The 12,424-nt window shown below is 45.8% G+C and carries 13 protein-coding genes; 10 read left to right on the forward strand and 3 right to left on the reverse strand.

Annotation, left to right across the window (positions count from 1 at the left end; all coding sequences use genetic code 11):
* Window positions 1–129: 129 nt before the first annotated feature.
* The 6 genes from ACYVEA_RS10550 to ACYVEA_RS10575 all read left to right on the forward strand — a co-directional run bounded on the left by ACYVEA_RS10550 (window position 130) and on the right by ACYVEA_RS10575 (window position 5,314).
* Window positions 130–432, forward strand: a complete 303-nt coding sequence (locus ACYVEA_RS10550) for a DUF6922 domain-containing protein (protein WP_461113388.1) — start codon at window positions 130–132, stop codon at window positions 430–432.
* Window positions 390–1,097, forward strand: coding sequence for a nucleotidyl transferase AbiEii/AbiGii toxin family protein (locus tag ACYVEA_RS10555; protein WP_461113389.1), 708 nt, complete (start codon window positions 390–392; stop codon window positions 1,095–1,097). Before ACYVEA_RS10550 ends, ACYVEA_RS10555 begins: the two co-directional genes overlap by 43 nt.
* 33 nt (window positions 1,098–1,130) lie before the next feature.
* Window positions 1,131–2,294: an AAA family ATPase gene (locus ACYVEA_RS10560; protein WP_461113390.1), complete on the forward strand. Its 1,164-nt coding sequence runs from the start codon at window positions 1,131–1,133 to the stop codon at window positions 2,292–2,294.
* A complete protein-coding gene (locus ACYVEA_RS10565) occupies window positions 2,287–2,790 on the forward strand; it encodes a hypothetical protein (RefSeq protein ID WP_461113391.1) in 504 nt (167 codons plus the stop codon). The genes ACYVEA_RS10560 and ACYVEA_RS10565 overlap by 8 nt, the downstream gene beginning before the upstream one ends.
* Entirely contained in the window at window positions 2,771–3,796 is a 1,026-nt protein-coding gene (locus ACYVEA_RS10570; protein ID WP_461113392.1) for an NAD-dependent epimerase/dehydratase family protein, read from the forward strand. The genes ACYVEA_RS10565 and ACYVEA_RS10570 overlap by 20 nt, the downstream gene beginning before the upstream one ends.
* Window positions 3,797–3,910: 114 nt before the next feature.
* Complete coding sequence (locus ACYVEA_RS10575) at window positions 3,911–5,314, forward strand: tetratricopeptide repeat protein (RefSeq protein ID WP_093823409.1); 1,404 nt, start codon at window positions 3,911–3,913, stop codon at window positions 5,312–5,314.
* 64 nt (window positions 5,315–5,378) lie between these two features.
* On the opposite strand, the gene ACYVEA_RS10580 is transcribed toward ACYVEA_RS10575, so the two are convergent.
* Window positions 5,379–5,597 carry a hypothetical protein gene (locus ACYVEA_RS10580; protein ID WP_461113393.1) on the reverse strand — a complete coding sequence of 73 codons (219 nt, stop codon included), beginning with the start codon at window positions 5,595–5,597 and terminating at the stop codon, window positions 5,379–5,381.
* A 682-nt stretch (window positions 5,598–6,279) separates the two neighbouring features.
* Between ACYVEA_RS10580 and ACYVEA_RS10585 the strand changes: the two genes are divergently transcribed.
* Complete coding sequence (locus ACYVEA_RS10585; protein ID WP_461113394.1) at window positions 6,280–7,512, forward strand: hypothetical protein; 1,233 nt, start codon at window positions 6,280–6,282, stop codon at window positions 7,510–7,512.
* Window positions 7,513–7,603: 91 nt separating this feature from the next.
* On the opposite strand, the gene ACYVEA_RS10590 is transcribed toward ACYVEA_RS10585, so the two are convergent.
* A complete protein-coding gene (locus ACYVEA_RS10590; RefSeq protein WP_461113395.1) occupies window positions 7,604–8,482 on the reverse strand; it encodes a mechanosensitive ion channel family protein in 879 nt (292 codons plus the stop codon).
* 103 nt (window positions 8,483–8,585) lie between these two features.
* Here ACYVEA_RS10590 and ACYVEA_RS10595 point away from each other — a divergent pair, with 103 nt between their 5' ends.
* The 3 genes from ACYVEA_RS10595 to ACYVEA_RS10605 all read left to right on the forward strand — a co-directional run bounded on the left by ACYVEA_RS10595 (window position 8,586) and on the right by ACYVEA_RS10605 (window position 11,287).
* Complete coding sequence (locus tag ACYVEA_RS10595) at window positions 8,586–9,764, forward strand: cysteine desulfurase family protein (RefSeq protein ID WP_461113396.1); 1,179 nt, start codon at window positions 8,586–8,588, stop codon at window positions 9,762–9,764.
* Window positions 9,765–9,922: 158 nt separating this feature from the next.
* Complete coding sequence (locus ACYVEA_RS10600) at window positions 9,923–10,264, forward strand: DUF6970 domain-containing protein (protein WP_461113397.1); 342 nt, start codon at window positions 9,923–9,925, stop codon at window positions 10,262–10,264.
* A gap of 96 nt (window positions 10,265–10,360) precedes the next feature.
* A complete protein-coding gene (locus tag ACYVEA_RS10605) occupies window positions 10,361–11,287 on the forward strand; it encodes a lysostaphin resistance A-like protein (protein WP_461113398.1) in 927 nt (308 codons plus the stop codon).
* 117 nt (window positions 11,288–11,404) lie between these two features.
* Here ACYVEA_RS10605 and ACYVEA_RS10610 read toward each other — a convergent pair whose 3' ends face one another.
* Window positions 11,405–12,415, reverse strand: a complete 1,011-nt coding sequence (locus ACYVEA_RS10610; RefSeq protein WP_461113399.1) for a bestrophin family protein — start codon at window positions 12,413–12,415, stop codon at window positions 11,405–11,407.
* Between the last annotated feature and the right edge of the window lie 9 nt (window positions 12,416–12,424).

Consider the following 12,424-nt stretch of genomic DNA (forward strand, 5'->3'; position numbering starts at 1 on the left):
ACTACGGACTGACGACTTATTTGCGCAAAATTAGCAATTCAGGGCCGAACGTTGTTATGTTTACGTAAAGAGACGGGGGAGTTGCCTTTATACAACGGTCTGCCTTGTTTTACACAACATGCAACACTAATGGAAAATCTCCCAAGGCATAAACAATTTTCTAATTATTTATTTTGGGATGTCGATCAGAGTAAGATGTCCCCGGATACGTATCGGTCGTTTGTGATACGTCGTGTATTTGAGCTTGGCACGCTTGATGATTTGATAGAAAGCATTGCATTCTACGGTCGTGATGCAGTAAAAGAGACGTTGATTTCTGCTGACTGTCTGGCCGATAATGCGGTAGATCTAGCGACGGCGCTGTTCCAACTTCACCCTACTGATTTTAAATGCTACACCTTGAAACCGTCTCTGACAGCTTACGGGCGCTAATTCAGGATGTGTGCCATCACCCTGACCTGATGCCTTTTCGTTTAGTAGGCGGTACAGCCTTGAGTCTATTTATGGGTCATCGGATTTCTATAGATGCGGACTTTTTTACGGATCGCTCATTCGACAAACGACTTGTTGAGCAAACACTTGTTGAACAATTTCCGGGAATAATGAAAGTACAGGAAGCCGCATACGGATTCACGTGGGTTTACCAACAGCTCAAAATTGATTTTTATGATTGGAAGGTTCCTTTTCTGAAAGCACCCTATATCGAGCATGAGATGCGTTTAGCTTCGCTTGATGATATTGCTGCTTACAAACTGGACGCTATTGTAGGCCGAAAAACAGAAAAAGATTTTAGAGACGTAGTCGAGTTGCTAACTCATTTCACTCTGTCTGAAATGATTGGACTCTACAAAGAAAAATACCCTTACAACAATTCTAAGCTGATACTTGATCATTTAGCAGCTGTACAACACGTCCAGGCAGACGAACCATTGGTTCTGCTAAAGCCAAAGCCTTGGGATGATATTGAGACGGCAATTTTGTCTGCTTTAAAACAATATGTTGATGATTTGTTATCTCAAAGAGAAAAGGCTGATAAACAGCGTGAGGAGCGATTAATAGAATTGCTGGCCCGAAAAAACAAGCCAGCGTCTGATTAATAGGTACTGAATCGTTGTTAATTTTTACGAATAATGGAGAACACTACGTCGAATACGAATAATTTCCTAAACTGGGTTGAAATCAAAAACTTCAAGTCCATCAAAGACCTGCGGCTCGACTGCAAGCGCGTGAACGTATTCATCGGCAAGCCAAACGTAGGGAAGTCCAATATTCTGGAAGGATTGGGGTTGTTGGGGGCTGATTACCGAACTAACGAAACAGAATTGAATGATTTTGTGAGATATAATAGTTTGTCAAATTTGTTTTATGATGATGACGTTGTTTCCGCAGTGAATATTAAAACTGATAAAATTTCTGCTGAAATTGGTTATAATTCACCTTCGAATTTTTTTTATTTCTATGCGGGAAGAGAAAAATGGAATAATGAAGTTAGGCAAGTAATAAGTAGGAGTAATAATATTTTTTCAGGTGAAGAAGGCTCTATTGGTGATGATGTTCTAGCCTTCATCGCTAAAATATCAATGCGGGTAAAAAATAATAATCCAAGAGAAGATAAATATCAAAATATAGAAATATTAAGATTTGGAGGTTCATCCGGAAATAAACTTAGTTACGGATACTCTTCACCTATCAGTGACAATCCTATTAAGCGTTACGAATTCAATGGAGTTAGCAATATTAGTGATATAGGTCAAAATTATTTACTCCCGCCCTATGGACGGAACCTCTTTAACGTTATTGATCATAATGAAGAAATAAGAAAAGACTTAGCTGAAGTTTTTAGACCAAACGGATTAAATCTGGTTCTTTCGAAAAAAGATAGAAAGTTTTCTGTCCAGAAACAGATCGATGGCTACGTCTATGATTATCCTTACTCAAACATTGCTGATACCTTTCAGCGGTACGCTTTTTACTTAGCAGCTATAGAGTCAAATGCAAATTCTGTAATTGTACTGGAAGAGCCTGAAGTACACTCATTTCCACCTTACACGCAGGAGTTAACGTACCGGATGATCAATAGTGAAGAAAATCAATTTTTTGTCACGACACACAGCCCATATTTACTACAAACGCTCATTGAAAATCTTACGGATGATCAACTAAATGTGTACGTGACTTATTATGAAAACTACGAGACTAAAGTCAGAGTATTAACCTATAATGAATTACGTGAGGTAATGGACTTCGGTATTGATATATTTTATAATCTTGAAAAATATCAGCCGAATGCCTAATGTCCGACTAATACCTGAATGTTATGGTGATACAGCAATAGTTAACCTGTTTGTAAATGATCGAAAGCCAGTTGATCATGTATTTGGTATTTCAAATGTTGCGAAAGAGATGAAAGCTGGGTTAATCAATCAGCCTAATTTTGTATTGATTGGGTTTGTTGATAATGATAAAAGGACGCCTACTTACTTTGATGATTTCGACACAGTATTGATAGAAAATAAAATTATTTTTAAAAAGAATCGGCTCGTTGAACATTATTTATTAGTGATTGATAAAGCCATCGAAACATTTATAATCTGGAATGCTCAACAAGTAAATGTTGATATGACAGACTATGGTTTTGCATCGGATCTCAAAAGGTTATGTCAGTTGATGAAACGAACGACCATCGGTTCTGACCCCAACTACCTCCGTCTCCTCGCCGATCTACACACGCGTCAGGCACCCGGCTTCCTCACACTCGAACGTATTCTGAATGACTTCATCATTCCATAACCCGGTCCTCATTACGGGGGGCACCGGTTTTATTGGCTCACACATTGCCCGGCGGTATCTAGCCGATGGGCATCCGGTTTCGGTGCTGCACCGATCTCAACACGAGTATGGTATGTTGGCTGATGTAGCCGAACGTATCACCTGGCATGCCGGCGATGTGCTGGATATACCCTCGCTTGAAGCGGCTATTCAGGCTAATTCAGATGTGATTCATGCGGCTGCGATTGTTTCGTTTGTGCCCAAAGACCGTGATCTGATGGAACGAGTCAATGTAGAAGGTACGGCGAACGTAGTGAATGTCTGCCTGAAAGCAAAAGTGCGGAAATTGGGTTATATCAGCTCGGTAGCGGCACTCGGGCGACCCGCCGAAAAAGGAGGGAAGTCCAAGGAGCCGATTATTATTAACGAAGATCAGAAATGGGAAGACTCACCAAATAACTCTGCCTACGCCAAGACCAAATATTGGGCTGAACTGGAAGTCTGGCGGGGAGTGGCCGAGGGGCTGAACGCCGTCATGGTCAACCCATCCATCGTACTGGGAGCGGGCGACTGGAGTCGAAGCAGCCTTCAACTTATCAAGTATGCCTATGACGAAAAACCATTTTATCCGGCTGGTTACGTCAACTACGTCGATGTTCTCGATGTGACCGACGCCTTGGTCAAGTTGATGCAGTCTGATACCACCGCCAGCCGCTACATCCTGAACGGGGGCACCATTCCCTATCGTTCGTTGTTAGAACAGGTAGCGGCTGTATTGGGCAAGCGTCCGCCAACGATGCGGATTTCGCCCGGACTGACTCGATTACTCTGGCCGATGGAAGCCGTTCGGGCGTGGATTGTGGGGAAGGCTCCACTGATTACGCGCGAAACAGCCCGGTCGGCGAGTTCGGTTTATCAATACGATGGAGGAAGTATCAGGCAGATGTCTGGGTTTCAGTACCGCCCGCTAAGTGAGACGTTACAACGTGTGGCAGACGCGTTCAGGGCCTCCCCCAGAAGCGCGTAAATTTTCGGCTTTGGGGTTGGAGTTTCGCTTTTTTGGATTTATATTGAATGGCCAAAGGATAAATCGCGCCGTTGGCGCGGCCCCTATCCGCCTAACATTTTTCAAGGCATTAGCATGGAGCAAGAGTTCGAAGAACGAGAAGGCGATATTAAAGAATCCATCCGGCGTTTTGAGCAAATGCTGGATCAGCAACAAAGTCATTTTTTCGATCTGGACGTCTATGAGCAGATGGTTGAGCATTACCTCAACAAAGGCGATTTAGACAAGGCGTTTAAAGCCGCCGAGTCCGGTCTGGAAAACTTTCCGTATGCGTTGGAACTAATGCTCGACAAAGCCCAGATTCTGGCAAATTTTCAGCGGTTCGATGAGTCGCTGGAGTTTCTTGAAAGGGCATCACTCTTTAACCCCGGTGATCTTGATGTGCCCTTTATGCAAGGGTCGGTACTGAACATGGCGGGTCGCTATGAGGAGTCCATTCAGGTACTGGAAGAACTTCTCGACCGCGCCGAAGAGAAGGACGATATCCTATTTCAATTGGGCCAGAGCTATCAGAACTGGGGCAAGTACGACGAGGCCATTACGCAGTATAAGAAATCTATCGCGCTGAATATTAACAATGAAAACGCCCTATACGAACTGGCTTTCTGCCTGGACGTAACGGGTGAATTGGAAAACAGCCTGTCCTATTATCAGCAACTGATTGATACGGACCCGTATTCCTACAATGCGTGGTATAATATCGGTATCGCTTACAGCAAGTTAGCGCGCTATGCCGAAGCGGCCGAAGCTTACGATTACGCCGTCATCATCAAGAGCGATTTTGCTTCGGCACATTTCAATCTGGGCAATACCTACATGAATCTGGGGCTGTTCGAGAAGGCAGAAAGCTGCTATCGCGAGACGTTGAAGTATGAAGAAGCGACCGCTGATACGTTCTGTCACCTTGGAGCCAGTCTGGAAAAGCAGGACCGCCTGCCCGAAGCCATCAAAGAATACCGCGAGGCTATCAAACTGGATAACATGTGGGACGAAGCCTGGTATGGTATTGGTGTTTGTTTGAGTGAATCGGGCAAGTGGTATGAAGCCCTGCCATTTTTACAGAAAGCCGTTAAACTCAACGACCAGAACGGTGAATATTACCTGGCTGTTGCCGAAACCGAATACAAAATCGGGAACGTACTGTCGAGCGTAGAAGCGTTCGAGAAAGCCGCCGAAGTGGATGCCGAAAACCCGGATGTATATCTGACATGGTCGCTGGTGCCGTTCGACCAGGGCGATTTTCTGCGCGCCAACGATATCATACAGTCGGGTATTAATGACATGCCGGAAGAAGCTGATTTATACTATCGGTCAGCCATTTACCTGATTCATGCCGGGCATTATCGCGAGTCGCTGATTCAGTTGGAAGCGGCTCTGTCGCTCGACTATGATGCCCACGTTCAACTGTTTGAGTTCTTCCCGGAGTTGGAAAAGCAGAAGGCGTTGTACAAGATTATTCAGCAGTATAAAAAGGAATAACCGAGTACCATTTTCAGTTAAAAGAAATGCCCACCAGGATTGGTGGGCATTTCTTTTTTACAGGCTATTCATCATTGAGTTTGGCCACCGCTTTAACAATCTCACTCTGGTTTAAAAAAACATCTGGAAACTGTTTTCCCGATCGTTCCCGGAATTCGTAGAACCATTTGTTCAATTTTTGAAGCGACGTGAACTTATGCAGATTGCTTGCTTCATCCAGTACGTATAATTTCTGGCCTATTTCCCCGCGGTCTTCATCGACTGCAAATACACGGTCCAGCACCGTAGTAGAGCCATTAGCCAACTGTCAAAACAACTGATTGCCAAAGCGCTCGAAAACGGTGGAGTCGGTGCGATCCGTAACTAGCGTATCGGAACCGGCCAGCGCCAGCCGCCGGATCATTGAAAATCCAATTCGTTGCCGCGGTGCCTGGCTGCTGGCACGATACGTAAAGGTTTTTCTACCATTATATTGAATTATATTGAAAGCGCCCTTTTAAATAACTTCCGTTCGTTAAGAAGGCGACACCATCATGGTATTTGTAACCGATAGGAGGCTCGGTTGTGGTAGGTACATACACTATACTCAGGTAGTGAGTATGGTGCTTTGGTTGAGCCCATGAGCTAGTTGTGATACAAAACAGCGTTGCACTAATAAGCAGGAGACGTTTCATAACGGTACAGGTTTGACCAAGTGACAACTTTATATCAAGATAATCATATTTATCTGCTATTAAAAGTTGATTAGGATTTCAAATGCTTGTAAAAAGCACGCTGTTTGTATCCTAATTACGTAATCTATTTTTTTAGTTAGGGCCGCTGATATAAGGGATTCTGATCGGTTGGTTGTCACAGCCATTGAACGGAATGATACATGAATCGGTTAGTCAGCCAAGTTTAGGTGTATGGGCTATTTTTTACTACATATGGCAGGTCGGCTGATCATATGCGCCAAATCAAACAAAGTGAGGTTTCATTACGTGTTGATTGGCAGCTTTTTATGGATGTTGGGCAAGCCGTTGACTGTCAGTGCACAGACCGACTCGGTTCGGTTGCATACTGATGGGCAACTCACGGAATCCCACGCTGATTCGTCCGCCGATATATGGGATGTCTATTATGAGTTTATCAACAGGAAAGGTCATCGACCTGTTGAGCGCCAGCAGGCAGGCTTTCACCCGTCTATTTTTCCTGAGTTAGCCTACGCGCTGCAAACGGGCTTTGCCGTGGGATTGAATGCCAATCTGGCCTACACCAGTTCCGATCCGAAACAGAATGTTTCGACGATAATTACAACGCCCCAGTATACGCAATATCAGCAGGTTATTATTCCGGTTGTAACGAACCTCTGGACAAAAGGTAACCGCTATAACATTGTGAGCGACTGGCGGTATTACAAATACTCAGCCGATAATTTTGGGCTAAGTGGTAATTCACCGGCCAACGTCGATGATCGGCTATTGTATTCCTATCTGCGGTTATATCAGGCCGTTTTGCGCCAGGTAGCGCCTAATCTCTCGGTCGGGATAGGCTACGCACTTGATTATCATTGGAATATCAGGGAGGAAAACAGTACGCCCCAACTGAACGATGATTTTCAGAATTACAGCACAGCCATCCGATCGGTATCGTCGGGGCCAACGTTCAGTGTGCAATACACGAATCGGCGCAATTCCAATAACCCACAAAGCGGCTTTTTCGGGAACGTAGTGTTTCGGCCTAATCTGACCTGGTTAGGCAGCGATCAGAACTGGAAATCGCTCGTGGCCGATTTCCGAAAGTACGTTCCCTTATCGCCCGATTCACGACACATTCTGGCATTCTGGAGTATGAACTGGCTAACGTTTGGTGGGAATGCCCCCTATTTGGATCTTCCCAGTACGGGCTGGGATACCTACTCGAACCTGGGCCGGGGCTATACGCAGGGCCGGTTTCGGGGGCGGGATTTGGTGTATCTGGAAGCCGAATACCGTGCTGCGCTTCTCAACAATGGGTTGCTGGGTGGTGTCGTCTTTGCAAACGTACAGACGTACAGCGATTATCCGAGGGGAAATCAACTCGGTCGGCTTCTGCCCGGTGCAGGCGTTGGCTTGCGGATAAAAGTTAACAAACATTCCAACCTTAATCTGGCTATCGACTACGGTTTTGGCATAGGTGGCTCGCAGGGATTATTTCTGAATCTGGGCGAGGTTTTTTAAAGGTATTGAACACAGAGCCACAGAGAACACAGGGTTAAAACCGATGTTATGTAATGAACTCTGTGTTCTCTGTGGCTCTGTGTTTAAAAATTTATTTCACATCAGTAGGGGGAGCTTGACTAGCGACTAGTTTTTGTTTCAGGTCAAACGTTTGGGCGGCAAAGACAATCAGAATATGGTTCTCATCGAAAGCTTTTTTTACCGCCATTATGGCTTCGCTCAGGGCTGCTTGCGGGCTGGTGGCGGGTTTTATCCAGAACCAGAGCACAAATTGAATGTTCGCATCCCCAAAATTGCGGTAGTGAAAATCGACAGCCGGCTGAGTTAATACAAATGGCAGGTCAGTAACGGCTTCTAGGGCTACACGCTGGGCTGTTTCTAAATTATCCAGGTAGGAAATGCCGGCGGTTACTTCAATACGTCGCTGGCCGATGCGCGAGTAGTTGGTGATCGGTTTCTGGAATACATCTTTGCTGGGGATTTCGACCGTTTGCCCCTGCCCATTATCGATAACGATGGACCGAAGTTTGATATCCAGCACTTTACCGGTGTAGCCATTGGTTTCGACCGTATCGCCCACCTGGATAGGCCGGGCCAGCGCGATCATGGCTCCCGAAATAAAATTGGTAGTCAGATCCTGAAAGGCAAACCCCACCGCCAGCGCAATAACGCCGGCCCCCGCCAGCAGGGACGTAACCGTTTTGTCAAGTCCCAATACGCCCAGCGCCACAAATAGCCCAACCGCGACAACGAGTACCCGGATCAGGGCGGCTGTCAGGTTGATGAGCGAGACATTGCTACTGACCCGCTCCAGCCCCCGAACCATCCACCGACTTACCCAGCGCGACAGAAACGTGAAGAAAACCAACAGCAATAACGCAACGGCTATCTTAGGTATGTAACGTATCGCAAGGCGAATCCAGATGGATAATTCGGCGTAAATAAGACCCGCGGCCTGGGAGAAATTCATTGGGCTAAATTAGTCGTAGTTGGAGAGGAACGCCACGAATTTGCATTGTGTTTCATCATTAAACCATTCACCGTACCTTTGTCAACTAATTCACTGACTACTGATGACACGTTCTGCCGCCGTTTACCTTGATAATGCCGCTACTACCAAACTCGATCCTGAAGTGCTGGACGCTATGCTGCCACTCATGACTGAGCAGTTTGGTAATCCATCCTCCATTCACAGCCACGGCCGTGCGGTACGTTCAGCTATCGAAAAAGCGCGTAAAACGGTAGCCTCTTTACTCAATACGTCACCGGCCGAGATATTTTTTACATCGGGCGGTACCGAAGCCGATAACACGGCCATTCGGAGCAGCATTGAAACGTACGGACTCAAACACGCCATTACGTCGCCGTTGGAGCACCATGCGGTTTTGCATACACTTCAGCATCTCGAAAAGCAGGGCATTATCCAGTTAAGTCTGGTCAATATAGACGAAAAAGGCCACATTGATCTGGCCCATCTGGAAGAGTTATTACGCCAGAACAAGATGTCTGGCAAGGGTCGCTCATTGGTGTCGCTGATGCATGGCAACAACGAAATTGGCAACATGCTGAATTTGACTCGGGTAGGGGAGTTGTGCCGAAGTTACGACGCTGTTTTTCATTCCGATACAGTGCAGACAATGGGTCATTTTCGGCACGATCTGCAACAGTTGCCCGTCGATTTTATCGTGGGTTCGGGGCACAAATTTCACGGACCCAAAGGCGTTGGCTTCCTGTATGTCAATGCCGACCAGGTGAAAATTCATCCTTTCATGCATGGCGGTGCGCAGGAACGCAACATGCGGGGCGGTACCGAAAACGTGTACGGCATCGTTGGATTGGCGAAAGCGCTCGAAATTGCCTATCGCGAGATGGATGCCCATCGGCAGCATATCATGGGACTCAAGCGTCGAATGATTGAGCAACTGCGCGCTACTATGCCCGACGTTCAGTTCAATGGCGACTCCGCCGATGTTGAAAATAGTTTATATACGGTCCTGAATGTCAGCCTGCCCGCGTCTGACATGAGTGATATGCTCTTGTTTAGTTTAGACATTGCCCGGATTTCGGCGTCGGGTGGCTCGGCCTGTTCGAGTGGCTCGAACATTGGCTCGCACGTATTGGGCGCTCTGCCCGGACTTGATGCAGATCGTGGCTACGTTCGGTTTTCGTTTGGCAAATATAACACCGCCGAAGAAATCGACTATGCGGTTGCTACGTTGGTCGGCTTGTATCAGAAAGAGTTGGTGAAGTAAAAAATCACTAATTCCAACGCTTGGGGAGCATAAAGAGTCTAAGAGTCTGTCCTAAACCCCTAAATCCCCTGAAGGGGACTTTGTTCGAGAGTGAGAAAAGTCCCCTTCAGGGGATTTAGGGGTTTAGGACAGACTCTTATATTTTTTATCTGGAAGCCATGCTCAAATTCATTGTCTTTACGGGGTTGATCGCATTAGGCTGTACAGGCAATGACATCCCTAAAAATACCCCCGGTTGCGTTGTAAATCTGATTCAACAAATTAAAAAACAGGGTGTCTGGAATCCTCCGGCCAGGGTTTATCGCTACGTATATAAAGGGCAAACCGTTTATTTCGTTCCGCAACGGTGTTGTGATATACCGAGCACATTATATGACGAAAATTGCCATGTGCTTTGTTTCCCCGATGGCGGTTTTACCGGCGCTGGTGACGGCAAATGCAACGACTTTTTTGCCAGTCGATCAGAAGAAAATCTGATTTGGCAGGACACTCGGAAATAATTGCTTACCAAGTAATAAATTTACCTAGTCTGAATTCAGAAATAAATCAAGTACATTGATCAATAGATTGCTTGATATTAACCCACTACTAGCTACATGCTGCCTATGCAGAAGATAAGGTCTATTCTGCTCTTTCTGGGTTGTGCACTTTTGGGCATGTCAGTTGGAGCCGCCATAGCCTTGTTGACTGTTTATTTAGTAGGAAATATAAAGGAGATCAAGGAGCTATCTACGTTTATTCAACAGGTTTCTCAGCTTCCCAATGGATGGTACCTTTTGCTCTCCGTTCAGGCCATTAGCCATTTATTTAGTTATCTCGTTCCCGCTTTGTTTTACTGGTATTATTTTGAACATCTACAATGGGATGACTTTCAAAAGCAACCGTTAAAAGCAGTTTCATCACTGTGGATTGTTCTGGCCAGTGTTATTAGTATTATACCATTCACTGACTTGATAATTGATTTGAATCAACGCCTTGAGCTACCTCAACTACTTAGTGATGTTGAAGAGTGGATGCGTCGTAAGGAACAGGAGAATGAACTATTAACGAACCAGTTAGTAGCTTTTAATTCAGTAGACCAGTTTGTTATTGCTTTATTTGTTATAGGATTTGTTGCTTCAATTGGTGAAGAAGTATTCTTTCGTGGTGTCATACAGCGAAAGTTGATCGAGTGGACGAGAAATGCTCATGCCGGTATTTGGTTAGCAGCCATTCTATTTAGTGCAATTCATTTTCAATTTTACGGTTTTTTCCCAAGACTCGTGCTTGGGGGATTATTTGGTTATTTATACCTCTGGTCAAGAAACTTATGGGTTCCTGTTCTAGCCCATTTTATCAATAATGGCTTTATCGTTCTTACCATATATTGTCAACATCAGCCAGCTTATCTGGGGCTTAGGCTAAAGCTAGATACTAGTAGTTGGTTTTGGATAGCGCTTTCAATAGTTGGGTCAATAATTGTATTATTCAACTTTTACAGAGTAAATCGGAGAACTGAAAGTAAGCTATACATAAGATTTTAAGAACACGATATAACCCTGGGTGTGCGAATACATCAGAAAATAAAAATTCCCAGTGGAAACCTGTTAAGTCTCCACTGGGAATTTTTCAATAACTGCTACGTCTTTTTTACCTGACTTTCACTTCTTTACAGGCGTCAGTATGTTCTCAGCCGCCTGCACCTTTTCGGGCAAGCTGGGTTCGCCCAGCATCTCGCGCAGATCAACTTCCACGCTCCGGCAAATAGCTTTCATCGGTACGTCGCTGATGTTGTTTTCGAAGGGGTTTTCGCTGGTGTCGCTAACGAGCTCCATCGTATAAAAAACCCAGGCAATAATCGTGTAAAAGGGAACCGTCAGCCAAATGTGCCAACTACTTAATTTCGCCATTTCGGTTAGCAGACCGAACGGAAGTATGCTGATGAATAAACAAACAAATAGATAACTGTTGAACGCATATTGACGGAGAAAAGGGAGTGCTTTCAGCCGCTCGGCAGCTCCCTGCTGCGCGTATAAGTCGCTTAGAATGTGCTCCATATCCGAATGATAGAACTCGGTAATCAATCCCGCCATCCGAAGCTCACGCAGTTGAGCCGACTGCCGTCTGATAATCTGGGCCGCTGGGTTCTGCCGGGCCATGAAATACTCCACTTCATCGTCGTGCAGGAACATACTCAGTTCCTTGTCCATCTGAGACTGGAACCCCCGCAGATCTTCGGCGCTGTCTGAGGGATCAAAACAATTGTGGCGCCCGCCTACCTGGATACGTAGTGCATTCAGGTAGGCCACATGCCGGTAAATAAGCATCTGCTGGGTCCGGAACAGTTCGTCGGGTGAACAGCATGGCGCCCCGTCCATATTGCCTACATAGTCCATAACCATCACACCCCACGACCGGCTGGCATTTACCAGCTCGCCCCACACCCGCCGACTTTCCCAGAGTCGTTTGGCCGACGAGTTGTTTTTAAACCCGATGTAAAAGGCCACGGCCGTTCCAATGGCAGCAATGGGCACAAAGGGCATGGCCAGAAATGTCCAGCCAGCCCAGGCATAGAGGGCACAGATCGTTAACGAATAAAGTACAAAAAAGAGGACAGAACGCCAGGCGAACGTCGCTGTGCTACGGAACGGAAAGTGGTTAGCTGTATCCATACGTCTGGT

Source organism: Spirosoma jeollabukense (assembly GCF_054777855.1).

What these genes read in the sequence shown, in the direction of transcription:
- ACYVEA_RS10550 (WP_461113388.1), top strand. Translation starts at nt 130, where the DNA reads ATGGAAAATCTCCCAAGGCATAAACAATTTTCTAATTATTTATTTTGG.
- ACYVEA_RS10555 (WP_461113389.1), top strand. Translation starts at nt 390, where the DNA reads ATGCTACACCTTGAAACCGTCTCTGACAGCTTACGGGCGCTAATTCAG.
- ACYVEA_RS10560 (WP_461113390.1), top strand. Translation starts at nt 1,131, where the DNA reads ATGGAGAACACTACGTCGAATACGAATAATTTCCTAAACTGGGTTGAA.
- ACYVEA_RS10565 (WP_461113391.1), top strand. Translation starts at nt 2,287, where the DNA reads ATGCCTAATGTCCGACTAATACCTGAATGTTATGGTGATACAGCAATA.
- ACYVEA_RS10570 (WP_461113392.1), top strand. Translation starts at nt 2,771, where the DNA reads ATGACTTCATCATTCCATAACCCGGTCCTCATTACGGGGGGCACCGGT.
- ACYVEA_RS10575 (WP_093823409.1), top strand. Translation starts at nt 3,911, where the DNA reads ATGGAGCAAGAGTTCGAAGAACGAGAAGGCGATATTAAAGAATCCATC.
- ACYVEA_RS10590 (WP_461113395.1), bottom strand. Translation starts at nt 8,482, where the DNA reads ATGAATTTCTCCCAGGCCGCGGGTCTTATTTACGCCGAATTATCCATC.
- ACYVEA_RS10595 (WP_461113396.1), top strand. Translation starts at nt 8,586, where the DNA reads ATGACACGTTCTGCCGCCGTTTACCTTGATAATGCCGCTACTACCAAA.
- ACYVEA_RS10600 (WP_461113397.1), top strand. Translation starts at nt 9,923, where the DNA reads ATGCTCAAATTCATTGTCTTTACGGGGTTGATCGCATTAGGCTGTACA.
- ACYVEA_RS10605 (WP_461113398.1), top strand. Translation starts at nt 10,361, where the DNA reads ATGCTGCCTATGCAGAAGATAAGGTCTATTCTGCTCTTTCTGGGTTGT.
- ACYVEA_RS10610 (WP_461113399.1), bottom strand. Translation starts at nt 12,415, where the DNA reads ATGGATACAGCTAACCACTTTCCGTTCCGTAGCACAGCGACGTTCGCC.